At 66.1% G+C, this 21399-nt stretch carries 18 protein-coding genes; 5 read left to right on the top strand and 13 right to left on the bottom strand.

Annotated features, from left to right (window positions below; genetic code table 11):
* From dxs to ACSQ12_RS08410, 4 genes are all read right to left on the bottom strand, one after another.
* Nucleotides 1–1974, bottom strand: coding sequence for a 1-deoxy-D-xylulose-5-phosphate synthase (dxs, locus tag ACSQ12_RS08425; RefSeq protein ID WP_209745874.1), 1974 nt, complete (start codon nucleotides 1972–1974; stop codon nucleotides 1–3).
* 148 nt (nucleotides 1975–2122) lie between these two features.
* Complete coding sequence (acnA, locus tag ACSQ12_RS08420; RefSeq protein WP_209745876.1) at nucleotides 2123–4933, bottom strand: aconitate hydratase AcnA; 2811 nt, start codon at nucleotides 4931–4933, stop codon at nucleotides 2123–2125.
* A gap of 154 nt (nucleotides 4934–5087) precedes the next feature.
* Nucleotides 5088–6446: a class I SAM-dependent RNA methyltransferase gene (locus ACSQ12_RS08415; RefSeq protein WP_436065020.1), complete on the bottom strand. Its 1359-nt coding sequence runs from the start codon at nucleotides 6444–6446 to the stop codon at nucleotides 5088–5090.
* A complete protein-coding gene (locus tag ACSQ12_RS08410) occupies nucleotides 6443–8419 on the bottom strand; it encodes an APC family permease (RefSeq protein WP_043429654.1) in 1977 nt (658 codons plus the stop codon). Before ACSQ12_RS08410 ends, ACSQ12_RS08415 begins: the two co-directional genes overlap by 4 nt.
* Before the next feature lie 166 nt (nucleotides 8420–8585).
* Here ACSQ12_RS08410 and ACSQ12_RS08405 point away from each other — a divergent pair, with 166 nt between their 5' ends.
* Both ACSQ12_RS08405 and ACSQ12_RS08400 read left to right on the top strand, forming a co-directional pair.
* A complete protein-coding gene (locus ACSQ12_RS08405; protein WP_011691501.1) occupies nucleotides 8586–9257 on the top strand; it encodes a potassium channel family protein in 672 nt (223 codons plus the stop codon).
* Nucleotides 9258–10019 (top strand): potassium channel family protein, encoded by a 762-nt coding sequence (locus ACSQ12_RS08400; protein ID WP_209745880.1) that lies wholly within the window; start codon nucleotides 9258–9260, stop codon nucleotides 10017–10019.
* 9 nt (nucleotides 10020–10028) lie between these two features.
* Here the strand turns inward: ACSQ12_RS08400 and ACSQ12_RS08395 are convergent, their stop codons facing one another.
* The 4 genes from ACSQ12_RS08395 to dut form a co-directional block, all read right to left on the bottom strand.
* Entirely contained in the window at nucleotides 10029–10811 is a 783-nt protein-coding gene (locus ACSQ12_RS08395) for a DUF3159 domain-containing protein (protein WP_436065019.1), read from the bottom strand.
* Nucleotides 10808–11200: a hypothetical protein gene (locus ACSQ12_RS08390; RefSeq protein WP_436065018.1), complete on the bottom strand. Its 393-nt coding sequence runs from the start codon at nucleotides 11198–11200 to the stop codon at nucleotides 10808–10810. Before ACSQ12_RS08390 ends, ACSQ12_RS08395 begins: the two co-directional genes overlap by 4 nt.
* Nucleotides 11193–11897: a DUF3710 domain-containing protein gene (locus ACSQ12_RS08385; protein ID WP_436065017.1), complete on the bottom strand. Its 705-nt coding sequence runs from the start codon at nucleotides 11895–11897 to the stop codon at nucleotides 11193–11195. Before ACSQ12_RS08385 ends, ACSQ12_RS08390 begins: the two co-directional genes overlap by 8 nt.
* A 95-nt stretch (nucleotides 11898–11992) precedes the next feature.
* Nucleotides 11993–12541, bottom strand: coding sequence for a dUTP diphosphatase (gene dut, locus ACSQ12_RS08380; RefSeq protein WP_209745888.1), 549 nt, complete (start codon nucleotides 12539–12541; stop codon nucleotides 11993–11995).
* Between the two features lie 106 nt (nucleotides 12542–12647).
* Here dut and ACSQ12_RS08375 point away from each other — a divergent pair, with 106 nt between their 5' ends.
* Nucleotides 12648–13136 carry a DUF3093 domain-containing protein gene (locus ACSQ12_RS08375; protein WP_436065016.1) on the top strand — a complete coding sequence of 163 codons (489 nt, stop codon included), beginning with the start codon at nucleotides 12648–12650 and terminating at the stop codon, nucleotides 13134–13136.
* 16 nt (nucleotides 13137–13152) lie between these two features.
* On the opposite strand, the gene ACSQ12_RS08370 is transcribed toward ACSQ12_RS08375, so the two are convergent.
* Nucleotides 13153–13452 (bottom strand): DUF4193 domain-containing protein, encoded by a 300-nt coding sequence (locus ACSQ12_RS08370; protein WP_011691494.1) that lies wholly within the window; start codon nucleotides 13450–13452, stop codon nucleotides 13153–13155.
* A gap of 291 nt (nucleotides 13453–13743) precedes the next feature.
* Between ACSQ12_RS08370 and sepH the strand changes: the two genes are divergently transcribed.
* Together sepH and ACSQ12_RS08360 are read left to right on the top strand one after the other, a co-directional pair.
* Nucleotides 13744–15225, top strand: coding sequence for a septation protein SepH (gene sepH, locus ACSQ12_RS08365; RefSeq protein ID WP_436065015.1), 1482 nt, complete (start codon nucleotides 13744–13746; stop codon nucleotides 15223–15225).
* A 99-nt stretch (nucleotides 15226–15324) separates the two neighbouring features.
* A complete protein-coding gene (locus ACSQ12_RS08360; protein WP_209745894.1) occupies nucleotides 15325–15870 on the top strand; it encodes a flavodoxin domain-containing protein in 546 nt (181 codons plus the stop codon).
* A gap of 26 nt (nucleotides 15871–15896) precedes the next feature.
* Here the strand turns inward: ACSQ12_RS08360 and ACSQ12_RS08355 are convergent, their stop codons facing one another.
* From ACSQ12_RS08355 to ACSQ12_RS08340, 4 genes are read right to left on the bottom strand one after another with little or no spacing between them, the layout of a single operon-like run.
* Entirely contained in the window at nucleotides 15897–16616 is a 720-nt protein-coding gene (locus tag ACSQ12_RS08355) for a thymidine kinase (protein WP_011691491.1), read from the bottom strand.
* Nucleotides 16609–17847 (bottom strand): alkaline phosphatase family protein, encoded by a 1239-nt coding sequence (locus ACSQ12_RS08350; RefSeq protein WP_436065014.1) that lies wholly within the window; start codon nucleotides 17845–17847, stop codon nucleotides 16609–16611. The genes ACSQ12_RS08355 and ACSQ12_RS08350 overlap by 8 nt, the downstream gene beginning before the upstream one ends.
* A 1-nt stretch (nucleotide 17848) precedes the next feature.
* Entirely contained in the window at nucleotides 17849–18589 is a 741-nt protein-coding gene (locus ACSQ12_RS08345) for a DUF5998 family protein (RefSeq protein ID WP_436065013.1), read from the bottom strand.
* Between the two features lie 41 nt (nucleotides 18590–18630).
* On the bottom strand, nucleotides 18631–21351 hold the full coding sequence (locus tag ACSQ12_RS08340; RefSeq protein WP_436065012.1) for a bifunctional acetate--CoA ligase family protein/GNAT family N-acetyltransferase: 2721 nt from the start codon (nucleotides 21349–21351) through the stop codon (nucleotides 18631–18633).
* Nucleotides 21352–21399 lie beyond the last annotated feature (48 nt).

The following is a 21399-nucleotide window of genomic DNA, read 5'->3' as shown; positions in this document are numbered from 1 at the left end:
TCACAGTTTCGGCAGGCTGCCCGTAGTCGGATGTTCCTGGCCGGGCAGGGGACGGGCGAAAGGCACCTTGGTCCCCAAAACCTGCGCAACGACGTCGTGCGTGATCTGGCGGGCGGTCAGTCCGACACGTTCCAGAACCTGCGCACGGGTGCCGTGGTCCAGGAACTCCACCGGCAGCCCCACTTCGTTGAGGGCAGTGTCCACGCCGGCCGCGCGCATTTCCTGGCGGATGCGTGAACCCACACCGCCGGCCCGCACGCCGTCTTCGATGCAGATGACCAGCCGGTGGCGGGCGGCCAGCGCAATGATGGATTTGCGTACTGGCAGCAGCCAGCGGGGATCCACCACGGTGGAGCTGATGCCTTGGGCTCCCAAGCGGTTGGAGACGTCCAGGGCGAGTTCGGACATGGCTCCGACGCTCACGATCAGCACATCGTTTTCGTTGGAGCCGGCAGGACGGCGGGCGAGCACATCCACGCCGTCGCTGAGGCGCTCCAGGGCTTCCACTTCGGCGCCCACGTTGCCCTTGGAATACCGGACCACGGTGGGCGCGTCCTCGATGGCCACGGCCTCGCGGAGTTCCTCACGGAGCCGGGTGGCGTCCCGGGGGGCGGCCAGGTGGAGGCCGGGCACAATCTGCACCATGGCCATGTCCCACATGCCGTGGTGGCTGGCGCCGTCGGGGCCGGTGACGCCGGCACGGTCCAGGACAATGGTGACCCCGGCCTTGTGCAGCGCCACGTCCATGAGCAGCTGGTCGAAGGCGCGGTTCAGGAACGTCGCGTAAACGGCAACCACGGGGTGGAGACCTCCGAAGGCCATACCCGCGGCGGAGGTGAGCGCGTGCTGTTCGGCAATGCCGACGTCGAAGACGCGTTCCGGGTGCCGTGCGGCAAACTTGTGCAGGCCCACGGGAATGAGCATGGCACCGGTGATGCCCACGATGTCCTTGCGCTCATCGGCGATGGCTGCGATTTCGTCGGCGAAAACGGACGTCCACGACTGGGCGCCGCCCGCCTCGGTGGGCACCCCGGTTTCGGGATCGATGATGCCCACAGCGTGGAACTGGTCGGCCTCATGGGCGCGCGCCGGCGCGTAGCCGTGGCCCTTTTCCGTCATGGCGTGCACGATGACCGGACCGGCATAGTTCTTCGCGGTGGACAGTGCGTGCTCCATGGCCTGGAGGTTGTGTCCGTCGACAGGTCCGATGTACTTCATGCCGAGGTCCTCGAACATGCCCTGCGGCGCCCACCAGTCCTTGATGCCCTTCTTCATGGCATGCAGGCTGCGGTACGTAAACTGGCCCGCCGGTCCGCCGTTTTGGAGCTTCCTCTTCCACCAGTCCAGGGTGCCCTCGTAGGCCGGGGCCGCACGGAACGAATCGATGGTGGGGCGCAGCGACGCGAGGTAGTCGGCGAAGCCGCCCACAGTGGGGGCATAGGACCGGCCGTTGTCGTTCACGACAATGACCACGCGGCGGCGTTTGTCCGCCGCGATGTTGTTGATCGCTTCCCAGGCCATGCCGCCTGTCAGCGCGCCGTCGCCCACCACGGCAATGACGTAACGGTCGCCGTCGCCGGTCAGCTGCCGGGCCCGGGAGATTCCGTCGGCCCAGGACAGTGATGAGGAGGCGTGGGAGCTTTCCACGATGTCGTGCTCGGACTCTGCACGGTCCGGATAACCGGACATGCCGCCTTCCTGGCGGAGGGTGCTGAAGTCCTGGCGTCCGGTGAGGAGCTTGTGGACATACGACTGGTGCCCGGTGTCAAAGACAATGCTGTCGCGGGGAGAATCAAAAATACGGTGCACGGCCATGGTCAGTTCCACAACGCCGAGGTTCGGTCCGAGGTGGCCACCCGTCTGTGACACGTTGCCGATCAGGAAACTCCTGACCTCCGCAGCCAGCTGGGACAGCTGTTCTTCGGTCAACTTGCTCAGGTCCTGCGGATTCCGGATGGTGTCCAAAATTCCCAACGGGGCCTCCTTCGGGTGGTAGACATGCCTTTTAACTCTAACGCCTCGAAAGCGGGGCGCACGCAGGGACGGGCCGCCGCAACGCAAAAGCCCCGGCCTGTCAGTGACAAGCCGGGGCTTTTGGTGGTGCCGGTTGTGACCTTGGCCGCTAGTTGCCGGAGATCTGGCGCAGCACGTACTGCAGGATGCCGCCGTTGCGGTAGTAGTCGGCTTCACCCGGGGTATCGATGCGGAGGACCGCATCGAAGGACTTGGTGGAGCCGTCTTCAGCCGTGGCCGTGACCTTGAGGGTCTTCGGGGTGGTGCCTTCGTTGAGGGCGGTGACGCCCTCGACGGCGAAGGTTTCCGTGCCGGTCAGGCCCAGGGTTGCGGCAGATTCGCCGGCCGGGTACTGCAGCGGCAGGACGCCCATGCCGATCAGGTTGGAGCGGTGGATGCGCTCGTAGCTTTCAGCCACCACAGCCTTGACGCCCAGGAGCGCGGTTCCCTTAGCTGCCCAGTCACGGGACGAGCCGGAGCCGTATTCCTTGCCTGCCAGGACCACCAGCGGGGTGCCGGCTGCCTGGTAGTTCTGGGCGGCGTCGTAAACGTACGCCTGGGGACCGTCCGCCTGGGTGAAGTCGCGGGTGAAGCCACCCTCGACGCCGTCCAGCAGCTGGTTCTTGATGCGGATGTTCGCGAAGGTGCCGCGGATCATGACTTCGTGGTTGCCACGGCGCGAACCGTAGGAGTTGAAGTCCTTGCGCTCCACGCCGTTTGCCAGCAGGTACTGGCCTGCCGGGGTGTCCGACTTGAAGGAACCGGCCGGGGAGATGTGGTCGGTGGTGACGGAATCGCCGAGCTTGAGCAGCACACGGGCACCGGTGATGTCCGTGACGGGCTCCGGCTTGGCCTTCATGCCTTCGAAGTACGGGGGCTTCCGGACATACGTGGACTTCTCATCCCAGGCGAAGGTGTCGCCGGCCGGGGTGGAGAGTGCCTTCCAGCGGTCGTCGCCGTCGAAGACGCCCTCGTAGCCGCGGGCGAACATTTCCTTGTCGATCGAGGAATCGATGACCTGCTGGACTTCAACCGGGTTCGGCCAGATGTCCTTCAGGAAGACGTCGTTGCCTGCTTCGTCCTGTCCGAGCGCGTCCGTGTCGAAGTCGAAGTCCATGGTTCCGGCCAGGGCGTAGGCGATGACCAGCGGCGGGGAGGCCAGGTAGTTCATCTTCACGTCCGGGTTGATCCGGCCTTCGAAGTTGCGGTTGCCGGACAGCACGGCGGTGACGGAAAGGTCGTTGGCCTGGATGGCCTCGGAGATTTCGGCGTCAAGCGGTCCGGAGTTGCCGATGCAGGTGGCGCAGCCGTAGCCCACGATGTAGAAGCCGAGCTTCTCCAGGTACGGGGTGAGGCCGGACTTCTCGTAGTAGTCGGTGACCACCTTGGAGCCGGGGGCGACGGAGGTCTTGACCCACGGCTTAGCAGCCAGGCCCTTGTCCACGGCGTTGCGGGCCAGCAGTGCTGCGGCGAGCATCACGGACGGGTTGGACGTGTTGGTGCAGGACGTGATCGAGGCGATGGATACCGCGCCGTGGTCCAGCTCGAACTCGCGGCCGTCCGCGGTGACAACGTGCACCGGGGTGGACGGACGTCCGTGGGCGCCGTTGGCGGCGGACTCGACCCTGGCTGTTTCCGTGGTGTGGGAATCAGCGTGGGTGAACGAGGGCGGATCGGAGGCCGGGAAGGACTCTTCCAGGGACTCGTCCACGCTGCCGTCTTCGATGCTCACGTAGTTGTGGATGTCCTTGCGGAACTGCTCCTTGGCATCCGTGAGCTCGATGCGGTCCTGCGGGCGCTTCGGGCCGGAGATCGACGGAACAACCGTCGACAGGTCCAGCTCAAGGTACTCGGAGAACTTGATCTCCTTGGAAGGATCGTGCCACAGGCCCTGTTCCTTCGCGTAGGACTCCACGAGGGCCACGTTCTCTTCCGAGCGGCCGGTGAGGCGCAGGTAGTCAAGGGTGACGTCGTCGATCGGGAACATGGCGGCCGTGGAGCCGAACTCCGGGCTCATGTTGCCGATGGTGGCGCGGTTGGCCAGCGGCACTGCGGCCACACCTTCGCCGTAGAATTCCACGAACTTGCCCACAACGCCGTGCTTGCGCAGCTGCTCGGTGATGGTGAGGACGACGTCGGTGGCGGTGGCGCCGGCCGGGATGGAACCGGTCAGCTTGAAGCCCACGACGCGCGGGATCAGCATGGACACGGGCTGGCCCAGCATTGCCGCCTCGGCTTCAATGCCGCCGACGCCCCAGCCCAGCACGCCCAGGCCGTTGACCATGGTGGTGTGCGAGTCGGTGCCGACGCAGGTGTCCGGGTAGGCCCGGACCACGCCGTCAACTTCGCGGGTCATCACGGTGCGGGCCAGGTACTCGATGTTGACCTGGTGCACGATGCCGGTTCCCGGCGGGACGACCTTGAAGTCGTCAAACGCGGTCTGGCCCCAGCGGAGGAACTGGTAACGCTCCCCGTTCCGCTGGTATTCGATCTCCATGTTGCGCTCCAGTGCGCCGGAGTTGCCGAATGCGTCGATCTGCACCGAGTGGTCGATCACCATCTCGGCGGGTGCCAGCGGGTTGACGCGCTTGGGGTCGCCACCAAGTTCCTTGACGGCCTCACGCATGGTGGCGAGGTCCACTACGCAGGGCACGCCAGTGAAGTCCTGCATGATCACGCGCGCCGGCGTGAACTGGATTTCAGTGTCGGGCTCGGCGTTGGGATCCCAGCCGGCCAGTGCTCGGACGTGATCGGCCGTAATGTTGGCGCCGTCCTCGGTCCTCAACAGGTTTTCAAGCAATACCTTGAGGCTGAACGGAAGGTTTTCTGCACCTTCAACGGAGTTCAACCGGAAAATTTCGTATTCGGTACCGGCTACATTAAGTTTGCCTTTTGAACCGAAGCTGTCCACAATGCTCATCGCAGGACTCCTCTCGCAACAGTTTCATCTTTGTCGCGCGGTAGACCGCTTGCTAGTTAGGTCATCCTAATTAGTACAAGGTCATACAAAAGAGCATGGGGTCAGCCGAGAATTCGGCGCGCGACGTGGGACTACTACGCCCATCCTAGTCACATCAGGCCGGGGGCGTCAGCAACGCCACTGTCTCCATGTGGTGGGTGTGCGGGTACAGGTCGAACGCCCGCAGCTCTGCGAGCTGCCAGCCTCCCTGCCGGAAGTACCCCAGGTCCCGGGCGAAAGACGCCGGGTCGCATGACACGTAGGCGATGGCCCGGGGACCTGCCGCCATCAGCTGGCTGACCACTGCCTTGCCCGCGCCGGCGCGGGGCGGGTCCAGCACCAGGGCATCGAAGTTACGTGGCGTCTGGCGCAGGACCCGTTCCACGCGTCCCTGCACAATCTCCACCTGCGGCGCTCCGTGCAGGTTCTTCCGCGCGTCCCGGCTGGTACCGGGGGCACCCTCAACGGACAGCACGGAGCCGGTCACGCCCACGGCGTCCGCCAGGGCGGCGGTAAACAGCCCTGCCCCGGCGTACAGGTCCGCAACCACGGCACCCGGCTCCAGGTATCCGCCGTCGTGCAGGAATCCCTTCACCGCGCCGACGAGTGTCTCCGGAGCATCCCGGTGGATCTGCCAGAAGCCTTCCCCCGTGACCCGGAACTCGTGCCCGGCGGCCGACTCCTGCACCCAGGTGCGGCCGCGCAGCTGCAGCGCGTCGCCCTTGGCCGGATCGAAGCTTGCCACCGAGACCTCGTCGGGAAGCTGCGCGAGGATCCCGCTGAGGCGCTTGGTGCGGGTCCCTTCGGCCGGTGCCAGCAGGACCAGCGGGCGCGAGCCGTTGGCTGGCGCGGCCACTTCAACGCGTTCAACGCCCGTGAGGTCGATGTCCCACAGCCGGAGGTCGTTGATGCCGGCCACGGCCAATGGCATCTCGCGGATGGCAATGACCTGGTCGGAACGGTGTGCGTGCATGCCCAGCTTCCCGGCGGGCGTCACGGCAAAGCTCGCCCGCGTGCGCCAGCCCAGCCCCGGCGCCCCGGGGCCGTGGTCGCCTGCGGCGGCCGCGCCGACGGCTTCCACCTCGGTGACGCGTTCGACGCCGGCGAGCCGCTTCAGCTGTTCGGCCAGAACGTCAGCCTTGAGGCTGCGCTGACGTCCAAGGGAAACGTGGCCCAGCTCGGCGCCGCCCACCGGAGGGTGTCCGTGCGACCATGCCCGAAGCGAATCCGCCACATGCCAGAAGTGGGGCACGCGGTCCGGCGATGCTTCGAGCACTTCCACAACATCGGCTCGCCAAAACTTGGATTCCTCGCCGGCATCCGTCAGGCGGATCCGGACCTTTTCGCCGGGAATGGCATGGCGCACAAACACTACGCGGCCCTCGTGGCGGGCAACGCAGTGCCCGCCGTGGGCGATGGGCCCGATATCCACCACGAGTTCGGCATGCGTGCGGGTCTGGGTCTCGGGGTTCATTGGATATCCTGCAATTTCTTGGCTTCTTCGGACGATTTCAGTTGCCACGGCACACTGGCCACCATGACTCCCGGCTCGAAATGGAGGCGGGTTTTGATACGCAAGGCGGTCTGGTTATGGACCAGCTGTTCCCACCATTTGCCCACTACGTACTCGGGGATGTAGACCACGATCAGGTCCCGGGGTGAATCCCGCCGCATGTTTTTCACGTATTCCATGATGGGGGTCACCGTTTCCCGGTACGGGCTGGCGAGCACCGTCAGCGGCACCGGAATTTCCAGTTTCTCCCAGTCGGCCAGGGTGTGCGCGGTCTCTTCGGAGTTGATGTCCACCGTGATGGCATCAAGCCGGGAGGGCCGCGACGCCCGGGCATAGGCCAGTGCCCGCAGAACCGGCTTGCGGACGTGGGAAACCAGCAGCACGGCGTGGACCCTGGACGGCAGGGCGCGGGGCGAGGAATCCTCATCCACGGCCAGTTCCTTGGCCACGTTGTCGTAGTGTGCGCGGATGCTCCACATGATCAGGAAGAGCACGAACATCGCCAGCAGGGCGATCCAGGCCCCCTGTTCGAACTTGGTGATCAGCACGATCACCAGGACCAGCGCCGTCATGCCGAAGCCGATCGTGTTGATGATGCGGGACTTGAGCATGCGCAGCTTGACGGCGGGGTCCCTGGCGAGCTTCAGCTCCCGGCCCCAGTGCCGGATCATGCCGAGCTGGCTCATCGTGAACGAGATGAAGACGCCCACAATGTACAGCTGGATGAGCTTGGTGACGTCGGCGTTGAACGACAGGATGAGCACGAGGGCGCCCGCGGCGAGGGCCAGGACGCCGTTGCTGAACGCCAGCCGGTCCCCGCGGGTGCGCAGCTGGCGCGGCAGGTAACCGTCCTGGGCCAGGATAGAGCCCAGGACCGGAAAGCCGTTGAACGCCGTGTTGGAGGCAAAGACCAGGATCACACCGGTTGCTGCAACGACGATGTAGAACAGCACCGAGCCGGGTCCGAAGATAGTCTGGGCTATCTGGCTGATCGCCGGGCTTTGGATGTAGTTTTCCGGGAGCGGCTGCCCGTTGAGCAGGAATTCCGTGGCGGGGTCCAGAACAATGTGCACCTTGGTGGCATTCGCCAGGTAGATGATGCCGGCCAGCATGGAGGCGGCGATGACGCCGAGCAGAAGCAGGGTGGTGGCAGCGTTCTTGCTCTTCGGTTTCTGGAAATTGGGGACGCCGTTGCTGATGGCTTCCACCCCGGTCAGGGCGGCTGCGCCCGAGGAGAACGCCCGCAGCAACAGGAACGCTCCGGCCAGTCCCACCAACCCTTCGTCGAATCCGGCGGCCGGAACGATCGTGAAGTCCGCCGACGGCGCCTTGCCCAACTGGCCGGTGAGGGCCTGGAAAACGCCGACTGCAGTCATCCCGAGAATGGAGGCCATGAAGATGTACGTGGGGACGGCAAAGACGCTTCCCGCTTCCTTGATGCCGCGCAGGTTCACCAACGCCAAAATGATGACGCCCACGGTGGCAATCAATGCCTGCTGGCCGTGCAGCGCAGGGACCGCGGTGGTGAGGTAGGTTGCAGCGGACGACATCGAGACGGCAACCGTGAGCACATAGTCCACCAACAATGCGGACGCGACTGTCAGTCCCGCGTACTTGCCCAGGTTTTCGTTGGCGATCTCGTAGTCGCCGCCGCCGGAGGGGTAAGCGTGGACGTTCTGCCGGTAGGACGCGACGACGGTCAACAGCACTACCATGACGGCCAGCCCCACCCAGGGCGAGAATGCCACGGCGCTCACACCCGCCAGGGCCAGGGTCAGGAGGATTTCGTCGGGCGCGTAGGCCACCGAAGACAGGGCGTCAGAGGCGAAGACCGGAAGCGCGATCCGCTTGGGCAGCAAGGTATGGGCCAGCCGGTCATTGCGGAATGGCCGCCCCACGAGAACCCGTTTCACGGCATTCAATATTGTCAGCACTCCACAAAGCTAGTCTGATTCGGACGCGATGTCATGACAGCATCCGGCTGTTGGCTCCGCGGTTGCCCGCGGGGCCGCGCACAGGATCTGCCGGACACCGGAACGGGCAGCCCGGACGGCCGGTAGAGTCTTACGCAGCAACAGGAAAAAGACTGAGGAGGCACGGGTGGCGCACTTCGTGATCATGGGTTGTGGCCGCGTGGGAGCAACGCTGGCGCACACCCTCGAGGATGCGGGCCATTCGGTGGCCATCATCGACCAGGACGACCGTGCCTTTCGCAGGCTCCGCACCGGTTTTTCCGGCCGGAAGGTCACCGGAGTCGGGTTCGACCGGGAAACCCTGAAACAGGCCGGCGTCAGCGAGGCCTATGCCTTCGCGGCAGTGTCCAGCGGAGACAACTCCAACATCCTGGCCACCCGGGTTGCCCGCGAAACGTTCCATGTCCCCCACGTCGTGGCCCGGATCTACGACCCCGGCCGTGCCGAGATCTACCAGCGTCTGGGCATACCGACGGTGGCGGCAGTGCGCTGGAGTGCCGACCAGGTGCTGCGCCGGATCCTCCCCGAACAGCACCTCGCCGGAGACTTCCGTGAGCCTTCCGGGCGACTGGTCCTCGCCGAAATCGACCTCGATCCGTCTTGGATCGGGCATTCAGTGGCCGAAATCGAGAAGGTCGCCGGCATCCGGATCGCCTACCTGACCAGGTTCGGTGAGGGGATGCTGCCCGGCCCGGGCACGTCCTACCAGGAGGGCGACACTGTCCATGCCATGCTGCGGGTGGACCGCAGTGCCGAGGTAGGCCACATTCTTGCCAAAGAACCACCCAAGGAGCAGTAAGTGAAAGTCGTCATCGTCGGGGCAGGGAGCGTCGGTTCCTCGATCGCCCGTGAGCTTCTTTCCCACAAACACGAAATCCTGCTGATCGACCTGAAGCCGGAGGTGATAGGCCGCAGCGGGCTGCGCGGCGCGCATTGGCTGGTGGGCGACGCCTGCGAACTGAGCACGCTCCAGGACGCCAAGCTCGACGACGCCGACGTCGTGGTGTCGGCCACGGGAGACGACAAGGTCAACCTGGTGGTGTCCCTGCTGGCGAAGACCGAGTTCGGCGTCGGACGCACGGTGGGACGCGTCAACAACCCCAAGAACGACTGGATGTTCAACGACTCCTGGGGCGTCGACGTCGCGGTCAACACACCGCAACTCATGACCGCCCTCGTTGAAGAAGCGGTGGAAATCGGCGACCTCGTCCGGCTGCTGACCCTGCAGACCGGTGTTTCGTCCCTCGTCGAGTTCACCGTGCCCCACGACTCCCACGTCATCGGAGTCACTGTAGGAGACATCGACTGGCCCGAGGACTCCACGCTGGTGGCGATCCTCCGCGACCAGGCCCCCATCACGCCCAGCAGGGATGATGTGCTCGACGGCGGCGACGAACTGTTCTTCGTCACCACCATCGCTGCCGAAGACGGCCTTAGGGCGCTACTGTCCCCCGAACGGCAGCTGGACCGGGAAGCGGACCTGGCGGAGGGGCAGGAGGACGGCCACCCCGCCCGCCAGCAGGAGCAGCAGGCTCCCGAGGACGACGGTTTCGACGGCTAGATCCGATGCCTAAGGCAGCGGCGGAGGACCGGGCTGCGAAGGTGCGCCCGGTTCCGCCGGGGACGGAGAGTTCACCGGAACTGGCGGCCTGGTGATGAGCCATGCCACCCAGATCCCCAGGATGTACAGCGGGGCACCCATGATGAGCCGGGTTGTGGCGAGGGCGGCCAGGCCCTGCTCGCCGAGGAGGTACAGCGGCACCTGGACCAGCAGCCGCAGGGCCAGGACGCCCACGATCACCCAGGTGCCCAGGCGGTAGGCCCTGACACGGGCCGGGTCCTTGCGCCATTCCAGGCCCTCGTTCCGGATGAAACCGAACAGCAGGCCTGCGATGGGCCACCGGAGCGCAATGGACACCACCATGCCGGCGATGTAGGCCGCATTCGTGAAGAACCCCGGCACGTAAAAGTCCTGAGCCTTACCGGTGGTGTTCGCCAGCCAGGCGCTAATTCCGACGCCGACGATCCCGGCCAGCGCCTGAGTCAGCGGCCGTCGTTGGACAAGGCGGGCAACAGTGAAGGCGGCGGCTGCAGCCAGGGCGGCTATCAGGGACAGGGTGAGCTCGCGGGTGATGGTGAACGCCACGAGGAAGACGAGTCCCGGGACGATGCTCTCCGCGATGCCCTGGACGCCGCCTGCACTCTTGACCACATCGATGCTGCCGTCCTTCGACCGGTGCAGGCCGGCCTTCACGGCGTAGCCTTCTGCGAGGTCGGCCACAGACGGCGGTTCCGGGGTGGGCCGCGGCTTGCCCGGACCCGCAGCGGGGTCCGGGTTCTCGGACGTCGTCATTCGTTCTCCTGGCGGGACAGTATTTCGTAGCGGGGATTGAACATCGTGGGAAGGCCGTCGCGCACTGTGAGCATGCCTTCGAGCCGGAGTTCGCAGCCCGGGTCGACGCCGGGTACCCGCCGCCGGCCGAGCCACACGACCCGCAGCCGGTCGCGCCGGCCCGGTCCCCCGGGCTTCCGGGCCGACGGCGGTTCCGCGGCAACCGGGGCGAGTCCGCCCTTGTTGCGCGGGAGGTCGTGGTCCGTGACGATCGCGGTGAACGTGGCAACCTGGGTGGCCGGAACGTACGTGACGGACTCTATAAAGCCGCGGCACAGCACCCGTCCACGGTCCGGCAATCCACTAATGGAAAGTTCGGGCCGTGGATACTCGCCGGCCGGATCAGCCAATCTGGGTGATCTCCGGTCCGCGCTCGGGCTGCTCGAATTCCGGTGCGCCCTGCTGCGGTGCATGAGCGGAATCCTTCGGCAGGCGAAGCTGCAGCAGGTCGCGCGGCGGCATCGGGCTCTCGCCCCGGACCACGACGATCTGCCGGAACAGGGATTCAAGGTTCGCGGCGGCATCGCGGTCCAACGCAGCCTCGCCGCCCAATACGCCACGGAGGAACCAGCGGGGACCGTCGACGCCGATGAAGCGGGCTACGCGGTAGCCGCCCGCGCCGTCGGCAGTTCCCGCCGGAAGCTTAGCCACCAGTTCTGTGCCGAAAACACCGGGGATCTCTTCGACCTGACCGCCCTGGCTTCCCACCGATTGCCCGATCTGTTCACGGATCTCGTCCCAGAGTCCCTCGGTGCGCGGGGCAGCGAAGGCCTGGAGCTGGAGGCTCGAACCGTCAAGGTCCATGGTGACGGCCACGACCCGCTGCGTGGCTTCCTCAATCTCGAGCCGCAGCTGGAGGCCTTCACGCGGTGCAATCAGCAGGGCTCCGAGGTCCACGTAGCCGTCCGTGCTGTCGATTTCCGAGACGTCAAAAGGTCCCGTGGCTTTCCGGCCGGTGCTCTCCTCAGCGGAGTCTGCAGTTTCCAGGCTTTCCCCGGGCTCTGCTGCCTGGTCCTTCTTGGCCTTCTTGCCACGCCCAAAAACCATCGGGTTGTCTCCTTAGTTGTGATCTTGTCCCGCCGTGCCACCAGGGCCGCGCGGTAAGTCATGGGGCGCCGGCACAGCCGGCCGGCCCCCGGCGGCTAGGCCTGGGGTGTCGCGACGCCGCCGGCCAAACCGAATCCGCCGGTGGATCCGAAGCCGCCGTCACCGCGGACCGAATCGCTCAATTCCGCAACGGCCACAAACTGTGCGTACTCCACGCGCTGAATGACCATCTGTGCAATTCTATCGCCGCGACGAAGCTCAATGGCCTTCTCCCGGTCCGTGTTCAGCAGGGTCACGGCGATCTCTCCGCGGTATCCGGCGTCAACCGTTCCGGGGGCGTTGACCACTGTCAGCCCGTGCTTGGTGGCGAGCCCGGAACGCGGATGGATGAGGGCAACGAAACCGTTCGGCAGGGCGATCGAGACTCCGGTGGGCACCAGCCGGCGTTCACCCGGTTCGAGGACAACATCCTCGCGGGCCCTCAGGTCAGCTCCGGCATCGCCGGGGTGGGCGTAGGACGGGGCTTCGAGGCCGTCGTCGAGCATTTTCAGCTGCACGGACAGCGTGGGCGATCCGTAGGCGGCGGCGCTGCCTTCCGGGGAGTCCGACGGCAAAGTACTCACGGCTGCAGTTTGTTCAGTCACAGTCATTCACTCTAACGCCAGCGGTGCGTCTGGACCTAGCCGCCGCCGGCACCGTCGGGCACCTGTCCAAGGTGAAATAGCCCGGGAAAAGTGGAAAGCTGGGCCTATGCCGGAATCTAGTGCAGCTGTGCCTGCCCCCAACAGCACACCCCGCGGAACAACCGTTGTATACAGCGAGAAGCTCCGCCCCAGTCCGTGGATCTGGCTGGTGGCGGCCGGGCTGTCCGGCGCCGGCATCCTTGTTTTTGCTCCGATCAGCATGGCGGCCGGCATCACGGCTGCGCTGGTGCTGTTCGCCATCATCACGGTGCTGCTGGTCCTCTCCACGCCCTCCATCACGGTGACGGCGGACACCCTGCAGGTGGGACGGGCCACCATCGAGCGCCGCTATGTAGGCAGCGTGACCCCGTTCAGCGGGAAGGAGGCGACGGCTGAACGCGGCCCGCGCCTGAACGGACTGGCCTACCTTTGCATCCGCGGCTGGGTTGACCCCGTGGTGAGGATCGAGATCACCGACCCTTCGGATCCGACTCCCTACTGGCTCACGTCCACACGGCGCCCGGCGCAACTCACGGCCGCATTAACGAAGGCCTGAGGGCAGCCCCGGGTAGTCAGCCCTCGCAATCCTTACAGAACAGCAAGCCGTCCTTTTCGCGGGCGATCTGTGAGCGGTGACGGACCAGGAAGCATGACGAGCAGGTGAATTCATCCGCCTGCGCCGGCAGGACGCGGACCAGGAGTTCCTCGCCGGACAGGTCTGCACCCGGCAGTTCATAGCCTTCGGCCAGGTCGGATTCGTCCTCATCCACTACGGCCGTCGGCTTGTCCGCGCGCCTGGTCTTCAATTCCTCGATGGAATCTTCGTTCAGTTCCTCTTCTGATTTCCGCGGCGCATCATAATCTGTCGCCATTATTTTCTGTTCACACTCCGCTTAGTTCGGTGGGTCCGCCGGCTCCGGGTCAGCGCGCTTCGGGAGCGTTGGCGCCCGCTGGCTGGTCTCCGGTCCGGTTCACCGATGTAAACGCCGGGTGGCCTGATTTTGTGCCCGGCCCAGGCGCCCATTTTTCCCCGGGCGGTCGCGAAGGCGAGGGAAACCCCGGAAAGTCGCGGAATATCGCGGCGCGCCCTCTCCCCTCCCCGGAAAAGCTCCTGCCGGGTGGCAGAGTTTCGAATGTCAGTAATGCCAGGGTGGAGGATTTGTATGCAGGATCTACGGCTTGTAGGCGTCCACGACGACGGAGAGCATCTCCTGTTGAGCGGCACCGGCGGCGAGATGTTCCAGCTGCCGATCGACGAAGCTCTCCGGCTCGCGGCCAGCCGCTCTCCGGCGAGGGTTGCCGCTGCGGCCGCGCCCGTCGCCATGTCCCCGCGGGACATCCAGGCGCGCATCAGAAGCGGCGCAACGGCCGCCGAGGTATCAGAACTCTCAGGCATTCCCCTGGCCAAGGTCCAGCGCTATGAAGGCCCCGTGTTGGCTGAACGCGACTATGTGGCACAGCAGGCCCGAAAAATCGAAGTGGCCTCTCCGGCACCGGGCCATGACGTGTACCGCTCCGCCTTTGGAGACAACCCCGCCACCCTCGGTGACATGGTGGCTCACCGGCTCAACGCCCACGGCATCGAGTCCTCAACCGTCGAATGGGACTCCTGGCGGCGCCCGGACGGTACGTGGACGGTGGTTGCCCGCTTCGAGACCAATCCCGGCCGGCACACCAGCATCGGCGAGGAACCGCCAGCCATGTGGACGTTCAGCCCTGCCCGCAAGTCGCTGCAGAACGCCAACCGCTGGGCGCAGCAGCTCAGCGAGCTGGAACCGCTCGACGGCCCGGTACCTGCCCGCCGCCTGTCAGCAGTTTCCGACCGGCCGTTCGACTTTGAGACGGACGCAGAGGCAGCCGCCGCCCGGTCGGCTTCCGGCCAGCCCGGAAAGGATTCGGACGGCCTGCTCGATATGCTGCGGTCACGCCGCGGTCAACGGCTGGGCGTAGACGAAGACGGCGACGACGCCTTGGCTATGCTGCTCACCAACGGTGTCCCGGCAGCCCATCCGCGTCCGTCCGAAGTTGTCGGTGAACCTGAGGCAGACGAGAGCACGGCCGGGGCGGACAACGGCGAAGAGGCCGCTGCCCCTGCCGCCAAGGGAGATTCTTTTACCCGCAAGCGTGAGGTCCGGGACTCCATGCTGTCCCGCCTGAGCCTGGCTCCGCGGCACACCGGGGACGACGATGAACGGCTGAAACTCCACGACGGCGTCAGCACGGAAACCCGTGAAATCACCATCGTGGCCTCGCCCCTGCGCCCGGTGACGGGTGAGGACGAACAGTCCGCCGAAGCGTCCGGCAGCACGCCGGCAGCACCTGGCGGCCGCCCGCAAGGCGATGAAGCCACCGGCGCAGAATCCGCTCCCGTGCGGGAAACGGCCCCCGCCCGCCAGTCCGGCTGGAACCGCGAATCCGCGCCGAACGTGGGCTTGGATGAACTGCTGGGAGGCGGCAGCCCCCGCCGCCCCCGGGAGGATGCTCCGGCTGCGGCCAGGAGTGACGCGGCCCGCACTGATGCTGCCAGGAACGACATGGCCCGGAACGACCGGGAAGCCGAGCAGCCGGAACGGCAGCCTTCAAAGCCCAAGCGCTCCAGCGTGCCCAGCTGGGACGAAATAGTTTTCGGCGCACGCGGCGACTAAGCCGGTCCCGCCCCGCCTGGGCCCGCATCGGGACTTATGGCACCTTCCCGCCAGCCAAGTTTCCACGAGACTGGAGAGCGGAAGGTAGGAGGCCTCATTATGACCGTTCTCGTCGCTTACGCGACCGCGATGGGTTCCACCCGGGAGATAGCCCAGCGCGTGGCGTCCCGTATGGCTGTGCGGCTGGGTGAGGTTGAGTGCCGGTCCGTGGAGGAAGTCGGGTCCGTCGCCGGCTACAAGGCTGTCGTGGTCGGAAGCGCCATTCACAACCAGGCGTGGCTCCCCCCTGCTGCATTGTTCCTTGCCCGCCATGCGCCCGAGCTGGCCAAACGACCCGTCTGGGCCTTCAGCGTGGGGATGTCGGATGCCCTGCCGAAGCCTTTCCGCAAACGGGGTGCGGCGCTACAACAGGCGCGTCTGGCCGGAGTTTTGTCACAAGACGTTCCGCTTCGGGGCCACAGACTCTTCTCCGGCGTCTACGAGGCCGCCCAGATGCCGGTACTGCTCCGGCTGGTGTTCCGGCTCACCGGCGGCCGTTTCGGGGATTTGCGGGACTGGGCGGCTGTGGACGCCTGGACCGATGAGATCACAACCCACCTCACAAAACCTGCTCCGTCCGCGTCGTCAGGGAACGTCGCGGGATAGATAAGCCGGGTTGCTGCGCACCCTGGTCAGCTGTGCCGGGTTTCCCCTGAACCGTGCCACAGGCAGGCGTCCACCTCGAACGGCAGCAGCTGGTCCTGCTGGGCCATGACATTGGCTCCGTGGGCCGTGACCCGCCGCATGAAATGCCGCCGGCACAACGTCTCATAGCCCACCACGGGGGCATGATCCGCTGAGGCGGAGGCCGGGTCTCCGGCCATGTCGACGTCGCCCACCACCACTTGCGCCCCTTCAGTCACCATCACGCCGTCAACGGTGCGCGCGTTATGGGTGGCGCGGCGTCCGCACCAGCACAGGGCTTCCACCTGCAGGACCTGGACGCGGTCCGCGAGCTCAATAAGCCTCTGCGATCCCGGGAAGAGCCGGGTGCGGAAGTCCGCGCTGATTCCGAACGCAAACACGTCGACGTCGATCTCGTCCACAATCCGGGCCAGCTGTTCCACCTGCAGCGGGGAGTAGAACTGGGCTTCGTCACAGATGAGGTAGTCCACCCGGAGGCCGCGGGTGCGGCGTTCTATGACCTCGTCCCAGAAATCCGTGGTGTCCAGGACCTCCACGCAGTCCGTCTCCAGTCCGAGCCGGCTGGAGATCCTTGCCCCGCCTGCCCGGTCGTTGCGGCTGAACCGGACACCGCCGCGCCCGCGGGCCCGGTGGTTGTGGTCCATCTGCAGGGCCAGGGTGGATTTCCCGCAGTCCATGGTGCCGGAGAAGAAGACAAGTTCAGCCACGCGCTCCCTTTCTGCCTTGAGCCTGGAAACAAAGAAGCGGAACCTCTCGCTCCGCTTTGGTCAGCGACCCGTGCTGCCCTACAACGTCCAGCGCGGCAGCACGCACGCGGCGGGTGTCGTAGAACGCCAGGGCATCCCGGGCGGCGATCATGACGTCGCCGATGCGCGCGCTGACCTCCGGCCTGACATCTCCGAACAGCCCGGCGGACACAGCCTCATCCCGGGTGAACGCCCAGATCCTGTCGCCGAACCGATCCCGCCACGATTCGATCAGCCTGGCCCGGTCCTGTTCACCGGCGTCCGGTTCAAGGTACAGGTGGACCATGCGCGGCTCCCCCGCTGTGTGCCGGACTCCGGCGATGAGGGCCGGTTCTGCCGAATAGTCGAGCCGCTGCGATTCAGGGACGTCGAGCATGCCGTGATCCGCCGTCAGCAGGACCGTGGTTCCCGGCGGAAGGGTTGCGTTCAGGCGCTTAACGGTAGCGTCGAGTTCTTCAAGCTGGTGTTCCCACTGGGCCGACTGGCAGCCGTAACGGTGTCCGGCTTTGTCCAGGTCGTTGACGTAGAAGTACATGAGTGAGCTGTCGGCGGCAAGCATGGCCTCCGCCGCCGCAGCCGTCCGTGCGTGCGGAGTACTGGCGGCGATAAACCGGCCTCCCCGCAGCGCTGCCTGCGTCATGGGCGAGGCGCCGAACTGCGGAAGGCTGATGGTGGTCACGTCGGTGTGGGCGGCCGCGCGCTCGAACACCGTGGGAAACGGCTGCCATACTCGGGGGTCCACGCCGGCATCCCAGTTGCCCAGCATGTTGACCACTTTGTCCTGCCCGGGATCGAGGACGTCGTAGCCCACCATTCCGTGCTGGCCGGCGGGGAGCCCCGTCCCGAAACTGGCGAGCGAGGACGCCGTGGTGGAGGGAAAAGCGGAGTCCAGCGCCCCCGGAACGGGGCCCTGGCCCTGCTGCATCACGGACCGGAGGAACGGGGTGTGCGCCGATTTCTGCTTGAGCAGGCTGCGGCCCAGGCCATCAGCCAGGACCACGCAGACCCGCTTGGCTGCCGGCAGCTTCAGCCGGTTCTCGAAGCCCTCGATCCCGAGGCTGGCTGCTGCGCTGCTGAGGACTTCCGCAATGGAGCGCTGGCCGAAGGCAGGCGCCGGAGGCAGGAGCGAAGGAGCGGAGGTGCCTTCAACGATGGCTACGGCTGACGGTTCGGAGTTGTTTCCGGACGTCATCTCAGCGCTGGTGCCCGCGGCTGAGGCGGTTACCGAAGACACCGGTGCGGGGGCGCGGCGCGGGAACGGGGCTGTGCGGCACGGGCGCCGGCGAACCGGTGTTGACGGCCCGCAGCGCCCGGGCGAACAGCTTGGCGTCCTGGACAGCCTGCAGGCCGTCAGCTTCGGCGCTGATGCGCAACACAATGTCTTCCTGGGCGATGGTGCCGCTGTAGCCGTGGTCCGCCTCGCACTGCGGATCACCGCAGCTGGCCGGGCCCATGTCCAGCCGCTGGCCCCCGGACCAGGCGATGGAAAGGGTGAGTTCCCGGACGGGGTCGGAAGGCTTGTAGTTCTGCGGCTGGGCGTACATGTAGCTCAGCACCACGGAGCGGATCTGCGCCACGGGCACCGACTCGGTGGAGATTTGTGCGACGATCTGTTCCCCGGCCTCGTCCAGCTGCTGGTCGTCAACGTGGGCGATGACCAGCATGTCGTCCGTCAGCACCAGCACCGTGATGTGGCGGCGTACTTCTGCCCGGTCGAAGTGGGTCTCAAGGTGCACAAGGTGCGCCATGCAATCGCGGCCGTCCAGTGCGTCGTCAACAACATCGGCCACCAGCCGGGGGTAGAAGCCTGCCTGCTGGAGGGCACCTTCAAGGCTCTGGCCCTGGGCACCGTGATCATGCGCGTTATGGCTGTGTGTGGCCGGGTGACCGGTTCGGGGTGCTTGCGGCTTCGACGTGGGAGGCTGGGGACTCATTACCCCATTTTCACAGATCGGCTGGGCACTTGCTAACTGTGCTAGCTCCGCATCGCACGCCGGGCGCTGTCGGTCCGCTGGGCTGCGTTCGCGATCCGGACGTCGGCCGCCAGGATCGATGCGCCCCGCGGGCCGGCCAGGACAGGATTGAAGTCAATCAGCGCTATTTCGGGATGGTTGTCCTTGAGCCGGGTCAACCGCGCCGCGATGTCCTCCAGTGCCGCCACATCCACGGCCGGCAGGCCCTGGTAGCCGAACAGTTTCCTGGCCGCGCGCGGCGCGCGGATGAAGTCGTGGACATCGGCGCCGGACAGCGGCGGCACCCGGTGGGCCCAGTCCTCCAGGAGGTTCACGGCATCACCGGCCAGCCCGAAGGAAACCACCGGACCCAGCAGCGGATCCTCAATCGCCCGGAACGTGCACGCCTGCCCCACCGGCGCCATCGTTTGGACCTCCATGGAGGGCGACCCGTACGGTGCCAGGGCGCGATGCATTTCAACGATGTTCCGCCGCAACGAATCGGCGTCCTGAATGTCCAGCCGCACGCCGCCCAGATCCAGCCGGTGGCGCAGTGCGGGGTCCGTGGTTTTGAGCACCACGGGCCAGCCCAGCCGCTCCGCGGCCGCTACAGCCTGGTCCGGCGTCTCAAAGCCTTCAGAGGGAACAACATGGATGCCGTAATGGGCCAGCAGCGTTGACGCCTTGGCCGGGCCAAGCTGCACCAGCTGTTCGCCGGGGACGTCATGGAGCATGTCCTCCAGCTCAGTCCTGACACTCTCCGGGTCGCAGCCCTCCGGTTCAACGAACAGGCCCTGGTCGCGGTCCACCCACTCGGCGTACTTGACCACGGCTGCGAGCGCTGCGACGGCGGCGCCGGGGTTGGAGTAGCACGGCACTGATCCGCCTGCGGATTCGGCCTGCACCCGTTCGGTCTGCACCGGTTCGGCGCCCACCATGCCCTCGACGTAAACGGACGGGTCCAGGATCCCGGTGAAGGCGGCGACCACCGGTTTCCCGGCCGCCGCCGAGCATTCCGCCAAAACTCCGGCAATCTTTTCCACGGTCAGGCCGCGTGCCGGCAGCAGCGCCACCACCACGGCGTGGATGGACTCGGAAGCAAGTGTCCCGGCCAGGCTCTCGCGGAGGGCCGGCAACGCAAGGGACATGCCGGCGTCGAGATCCACGTCGGTGACGATCCGTTCAACGCCAAGCCCGTTGGCGGCGGCACTGTCCGCCACCACTTTGCCGAGCGCCCGGGAGTTGCTGAAAACGGCGATGTCCGCTCCGGCGGGCAGCGGCTGGCCGGCGACGATCTGTGCCACGTCCATGAGCTGCTCGATTGTCTCCACCCGGATCACACCGGACTGGCGCATCATCGCGTCCAGTGCGCCTGCGGGCGCCTGCGTGGTCCGCACCGCATGCCCGGGCGGCAGCTGGAGGCCCATGGCGTCCGATTTCGCGACAATGACGGGTTTGGTGCGGGCAAGGCGCCGGGCGAGACGCGAAAACTTGCGCGGATTGCCGATGGATTCGAGGTAGAGCCCCACCGCGGCGGTGTCGGCGTCGTCCTCCCAGAACTGCATCATGTCGTTGCCGGAGACGTCCGCCCGGTTACCGGCCGAAAGGAAGGTGGAGAGGCCCAGCCGGCGCCGGCTGGAGGCCGCGTACAACGCCACTCCGATGGCGGCGGACTGGCTGAACAGGCCAAGGCCGCCCCGGCGCGGCAGGCTCGGCGCCATGGACGCGTTCAGGGACACGGCCGGGTTGGTGTTGACGATACCCAGGGACGCCGGACCGATCACCCGCATTCCGTTGGACCTGGCCTGGCGGACCAGCTCGCGTTGCCGCGCCAGCCCGCGTTCGCCGTCGTCGGCGTAACCGGCTGTCGCCACCACAACGCCCTTGACTCCGGCGGCCGCGCATTCCGCCACGACTTTGGGGACTTCCTCATACGGGACGGCGATGATGGCCAGCCCGACAGGGTCCGGCACCTCCGAGAGCCTCGCGAAGGACAGCATGCCCGCAAGTTCCAGCGCCTCGGGGTTGATGGCATACACGGGCCCGGTGAAGCCGCCTTCGATGATGTGTTCGAGCAGCTGGTAGCCGATGGTGCCCCATTTGCGGCTGGCTCCGATCACGGCGACCGACGACGGCGCCAGGAGCTCCTGGATGCTTCGTGCCTCCGCGCGGTGCTCACGTGCCTCCATCACGGCCCGGGACTTTTCGGTGGGGTCGATGTTGAACTCAAGGCTCACGACGCCGTCGTCGAAATGCCTTTTGACGTCGTAGCCGGCGTCGGAGAAGACCATCAGCATTTTGCGGTTTTCCGGCAGCACTTCGGCGCTGAATTTACGGATGCCGTTTTCGCGGGCGGCGGCGGCCAGGTGTTCCAGCAGGATAGAGCCGATGCCGCGGCCCTGGTGGGCGTCGGCTATATTGAAGGCAACCTCGGCTTCTTCGGGATCGGCCAGCCGGTCGTAGCGGCCGATGCCCAGGATTTCGCCGCCAATGGTGATCACCAGCGCCACCCGGTCCTTGTAGTCCACCTCCGTGAAGCGCTTCAGCTCCTTGCTGGAGAGCCGCGCCTTGAAGGCGAAGAACCGCATGTAGATGGACTTCTGCGACTGGCCGGTATGGAAAGCCTGCACGGCGTCGGCATCTGAGGGGTGGATCGGGCGCAGATGAGCCGTCCCGCCGTCCCGCAGAACGACATCGGCTTCCCAATATTCCGGATATACGCCGTCCCCGGGCTGATCCACCATAGGCTTAGCCTAGCTAAAATTCGCCAGTAAACCGTTAAGGATCCACCA

It is taken from the genome of Arthrobacter sp. LjRoot14 (assembly GCF_964253905.1).
Classification (GTDB): Bacteria; Actinomycetota; Actinomycetes; order Actinomycetales; family Micrococcaceae; genus Arthrobacter.
Note: the sequence above shows the minus strand (reverse complement) of the source record. Positions and strands in the feature narration are given on the sequence as shown.